The 3,421-nt window shown below is 32.1% G+C and carries 5 protein-coding genes and 1 pseudogene; all 6 read right to left on the minus strand.

Annotation, left to right across the window (positions count from 1 at the left end; all coding sequences use genetic code 11):
* Window positions 1–153: 153 nt before the first annotated feature.
* Window positions 154–447 carry a type II toxin-antitoxin system RelE/ParE family toxin gene (locus PHC28_RS17160; RefSeq protein ID WP_300103444.1) on the minus strand — a complete coding sequence of 98 codons (294 nt, stop codon included), beginning with the start codon at window positions 445–447 and terminating at the stop codon, window positions 154–156.
* Entirely contained in the window at window positions 444–683 is a 240-nt protein-coding gene (locus tag PHC28_RS17165; RefSeq protein WP_300103446.1) for a hypothetical protein, read from the minus strand. The genes PHC28_RS17160 and PHC28_RS17165 overlap by 4 nt, the downstream gene beginning before the upstream one ends.
* Window positions 684–720: 37 nt before the next feature.
* Entirely contained in the window at window positions 721–1,491 is a 771-nt protein-coding gene (locus PHC28_RS17170) for a hypothetical protein (protein WP_300103448.1), read from the minus strand.
* A gap of 3 nt (window positions 1,492–1,494) precedes the next feature.
* The gene (locus PHC28_RS17175) at window positions 1,495–2,187 is read right to left on the minus strand and encodes a YjjG family noncanonical pyrimidine nucleotidase (RefSeq protein WP_300103450.1); all 693 of its coding nucleotides are present in this window, start codon (window positions 2,185–2,187) and stop codon (window positions 1,495–1,497) included.
* Between the two features lies 1 nt (window position 2,188).
* Complete coding sequence (radC, locus tag PHC28_RS17180; protein WP_300103452.1) at window positions 2,189–2,881, minus strand: DNA repair protein RadC; 693 nt, start codon at window positions 2,879–2,881, stop codon at window positions 2,189–2,191.
* Between the two features lie 190 nt (window positions 2,882–3,071).
* Window positions 3,072–3,421 (minus strand): annotated as a pseudogene (locus tag PHC28_RS17185) (peptidoglycan synthetase); the annotation flags it as partial.

Genomic DNA, 3,421 nt, shown 5'->3' on the forward strand with positions numbered 1-3,421 from the left:
TAGTTTGAAGACTTTTGCACGTTGGACAACGCTTTTTTTTGAATTTGTCATAAATAAAAAAGTTTATTGAAACGAATTTCAATAAACTTTTGGAAACATCATATTTTATAATGCTTTACAGCATTTTTACCAACTATTTTTGACTATTAAACCCTAAATTTTCACTTTTCTATTCTCTTGTAAAGTCGAAAAAACATCTAATATGTAAATTCTATTTTCTTCGATTCTATAAATTATTTTGTAATTCCATTTGGGAAAAAATCTAATTTCTTCAGAATTATAAAGCGGTTCTTTTGGATTTTTTTTTGGAAATATATTTAATTTTCCTCCTAAATCAAACAAGGTATCAATAACTAAATCCGCATTTTGTGGGCTTTCTTCAAAAATATAATCATAAATAGATTGCATAGAAAATATAGATTCTTCGGACCATTCTACAACTTTCATTTCCGCTTAATTTTACTTTTCCCTTCCTCAGTTGAATAGCCAACAGCCCCAGAATCAGAAGCAATCATTATTTCGTCTAAATGATCTTTATATTCTTTTACAGAAAGTGGTTTTCCTGATGTTGTATAAGCAAAGACCTCTTTATCAAGTAATTTTTCAATTTGATTTAGTAATTTCAAATCCGAAATATCTAAAATTCTATGAACAATATTGTTGCGTTGTGTGACTAAATTCATAACTTTTATTTTTAAATATAACATTCATTATATAACCCTAAAACTTAACCTCCACTTTTTCTGAAAATAATTGATCGTTTTGATAATATTCGAAAAACCACTGATTTTCTTTAGAAACTAAAACCCCTTGAACACTTCCTTTTATTGCCATAAAACTGGCAGGATTCGATGTCTTATAGACTTTCATAACCACTTTTGGCTCACTATTAATTAATTGATAACCATAAGAGGTGGGTTGGGCATAAAGTAAATTAGCACTTGTATTTTCAGTAGTTTTAGGTTCGTTTGTCTCTTTATTTATTGGCACAACCACAGCAGCAGCTGGAGTTGAAACTAAAGGAGTTGATTCAGAAACAACTGCTGATTTCGTCCCAGTATTTGTATTACCATTGTATTTATAATTCAAATCATAAACCGATTTAAAAGCATCATTTAACGCTTCATAATAAGCTAATCCCCATTCTTTTTCTCTGCTTTTTCCAATGGCAGATTGATAAATAACAACACCATAACAATCCTTAAATATAATGGAAAGTTTGGTTGCCAAGAAGGCATTTTCTTTCTTCACATCAACGGATAACAAGTTACATCTATCTTTAAATTCTGCAGGAATTGATTCATTGACATAAAATGACCGAAACCCTGCTTTTTGTAAATTAATTTTGGTGATGGTTTGAAGGCGATATTGATTTTCTTCTCTTAGAAAATCATATTTCATTGGAATAATTACCGCTTTATAATCATTTACCGATTGCGAGAAACTATAGCTCGCAATAAATAACATCAGGAATAAGAATCGTGTTTTCATAATTTATAAATATTTTTTAAGGTCTAATAAATGGTTTACTTGTTTAATATTTTCTGACACAGGAGCATTGCTTTCATTAAAAAAAATTGCATCTAACCCAGCATCTAAAGCTCCTTTTACATCTGCATCAATGCAATCGCCAATCATAATACTATTTTCTTTTTGGGTTTTGGCTAAATCCAAAGCATATTCAAAAATCATTGGATTGGGTTTTTTAACTCCCGCCATTTCTGAATTGGTAATCGTTTTGAAATAATGTGTAATATACGAATTGTTCAATTTATTCCCTTGAATTTCTGCAAAACCATTGGTAATAATATGCAAATTATATTTAGGTTTCAAATAGTCTAAAATAACTACAGCGCCATCAAATAAATGATTGAATGTTGGCAAATAAATAAGATATTGTTCTGACAAAACCACAATTTCATCATCAGCAATAGTGAATTTCATTAAATCAAAAGTATCTTTCAATCTACCAAAACGCAATTCTTTTTGAGATATTTCGTCTTTACGATACCTTTCCCAATATTCCTTATTTATTGGCACATAAAAAAGGAGAAATTCCTCCATATTGACTGCTAACTCTTTCATTTTAAAAATAGTTTCAAAAGCCAATGCCGAGTTTTTTTCGAAGTCCCAAAGCGTGTGGTCCAAATCAAAAAAGACGTCTGTTATATTTGTATTCGTTTTCATATTAAAAAATTCCTTCGTCATTAAAACTGTAAAAACCATTTTCGGCAATGATAATATGATCCAACACATTAATATCCAAGTTTCTACCTGCTTCTTTTAATTTTTTGGTAATTTGCTTGTCGGCATCACTAGGAATCAAAGTTCCCGAAGGATGATTATGACATAAAATTAGTGAAGTTGCACCAATTTCGAGAGCGGTTTTAAAAACCAATCGAGCATCAACAATAGTTCCTGTAATTCCTCCTTTGCCCTGTTGCGATTTAGACAGCACTTTATTCGAATTGTTCAAAAATAAAACCCAAAATTCTTCGTGTGGCAATTCGCCAATGATGGGTTGCATCAATTCGAAAATCATCTTGCTGGAAGAAATTTTCGTTAATTCGACTGCCTCTTCTGCCCTTCTTCGTCTTCCCAATTCTGTTGCAGCAATAATCGAAATGGCTTTGGCTTCACCTATTCCCTTGAAATTTATCAATTGCTGAATCGTCAATTTTCCTAAAGCATTCAAATTGTTATCGACACTTGCCAAAATCCTTTTGCTCAATCCCACCGCCGATTCATTGCGACTTCCAGAACCAATTAGAATGGCAATCAACTCCGCATCGCTCAAAGCACTTTTGCCTTTTAGCATCAGTTTTTCGCGAGGTTTGTCGTCTTCAGACCAATTCGTTATTGGGAAATTATTTTGTTCCATTTGTTAAGTTATTCCTTTTTAAACATCCTACCCTCGCTCCGCAAAGTCTCTGACTTTGAGGAAGTGATTTTCGGTCTGTAACCGAACCTATTTTAAAAAAATTTAATTTGCACTATTTTATGTCAGTCTAAGACTGACCAACGATTCCTCAAAGTCGGAGACTTTGCGGAGCAGTTTGTCATTAATAAATTTATTCAATCAAAGTCTTAACCTCATCAAAATTCAATCCACCATAATTCCCTGAACTCATCAACAACAATGCGGAGTTTTCAAAATTTTGATGGAAGATAAAATCTCTAAAATCCTTTGGATTAGTATAAATAATCAAATCTTCTCTGTTGAAAGCTTTTGCGATTTGCTCATAAGTCACTTCTTCCAATTGCTTAATTTTTACCGCGTCTGGCGAATAAAAAACCACCGCAACATCGGCATATTCCATAGCGCCTTCATATTCTTTCAAGAATTCAGCATTCAAACTACTGTAAGTGTGCAATTCTAAACAAGCAATTAAAGTCCTGTCAGGATATTGCTCCTTTACAG

This window comes from Flavobacterium sp. (genome assembly GCF_028712645.1).
Lineage (GTDB): Bacteria > Bacteroidota > Bacteroidia > Flavobacteriales > Flavobacteriaceae > Flavobacterium.

Excerpts from the sequence above, each read along its gene's own strand:
- PHC28_RS17170 (WP_300103448.1), bottom strand. The coding sequence starts at position 1,491 with ATGAAAACACGATTCTTATTCCTGATGTTATTTATTGCGAGCTATAGT.
- PHC28_RS17160 (WP_300103444.1), bottom strand. The coding sequence starts at position 447 with ATGAAAGTTGTAGAATGGTCCGAAGAATCTATATTTTCTATGCAATCT.
- radC (WP_300103452.1), bottom strand. The coding sequence starts at position 2,881 with ATGGAACAAAATAATTTCCCAATAACGAATTGGTCTGAAGACGACAAA.
- PHC28_RS17175 (WP_300103450.1), bottom strand. The coding sequence starts at position 2,187 with ATGAAAACGAATACAAATATAACAGACGTCTTTTTTGATTTGGACCAC.
- PHC28_RS17165 (WP_300103446.1), bottom strand. The coding sequence starts at position 683 with ATGAATTTAGTCACACAACGCAACAATATTGTTCATAGAATTTTAGAT.